Here is a 467-nt window from a genome sequence, read left to right as displayed (position 1 = left end):
CGGTCGGCCTCCTGCAGGATTCTGGCTTCCAGGGTCCTGGGCGTTATTTGTGCCGAGAAGCTGTGCGCCTCGATAGCGTGAGCCACCGAAGCGATGCTTTCTTCACCCCAGCCCATTTCGGTCAGCAACTCGCTGGCTCGGGCAGCTGCGAGTCGTGATGCTCGGGAGCGAAAGGGCGAGTTCTTTTCGACCGCCACGCAGTCATGCAGCAGCGTGGCGGCCACCGGCACGCGGGCGTCACCGCCTTCATCGTCACGAATGGCGCAGACGTTTCTCCAGACTCTCAGCAAATGCGAGACGTCATGCGAACCGTCGATCTTCTCGGCGTGGGTATGCGGAATCAGCATCCGAGCGAGATCCTCGAACGGGGCGAAACGGTTTTCGAGCATTGAACTCTCCAAGTGCGACTGCTATTTGAGCATTGTAGAAAATCACGTCCCAGCAAGGCAGTGATAAAAGGACATGGA

1 protein-coding gene is annotated in these 467 nt (G+C 58.7%); it reads right to left on the bottom strand.

Annotation, left to right across the window (positions count from 1 at the left end):
* The coding region (locus EE949_RS13720; protein WP_122664772.1) for an HD domain-containing protein at positions 1 to 389 on the bottom strand (389 nt) is incomplete at its 3' end.
* Between the last annotated feature and the right edge of the window lie 78 nt (positions 390 to 467).

This window comes from Pseudomonas viridiflava (genome assembly GCF_900602065.1).
Classification (GTDB): domain Bacteria; phylum Pseudomonadota; class Gammaproteobacteria; order Pseudomonadales; family Pseudomonadaceae; genus Aquipseudomonas.
Note: the sequence above shows the minus strand (reverse complement) of the source record. Positions and strands in the feature narration are given on the sequence as shown.